Consider the following 325-nt stretch of genomic DNA (forward strand, 5'->3'; position numbering starts at 1 on the left):
CAAGATGGTGGACAGGCTTACGGGAAAACCGTTGCACCTCGACATCAGCGACCTGCCGATGAAGCGGGGTATCACGACCAACCGCAACAAGTTCGTGTTGGGTCCTTCGGGCAGCGGCAAATCCTTTTTTATGAACCACCTCGTGAGGCAATACTACGAGCAGGGTACGCACGTGGTGCTGGTGGACACGGGAAACTCCTATCAGGGCTTGTGCGAGATGATCCGGTGCAAGACAAACGGGGCGGACGGCGTGTACTTCACCTACACGGAGGAGAAACCGATTTCGTTCAACCCGTTCTACACCGATGATTACGTGTTCGACGTG

At 55.4% G+C, this 325-nt stretch carries 1 protein-coding gene; it reads left to right on the forward strand.

Translation table 11 applies throughout. The annotated features are described in order from the left end of the window. On the forward strand, nucleotides 1-325 hold a 325-nt coding region (locus JZY04_RS21155; RefSeq protein ID WP_220577474.1), incomplete at both ends, for a helicase HerA domain-containing protein.

This window comes from Bacteroides sp. 11BF (assembly GCF_019633765.1).
GTDB classification, from domain to species: Bacteria; Bacteroidota; Bacteroidia; order Bacteroidales; family Bacteroidaceae; genus Bacteroides; species Bacteroides hominis.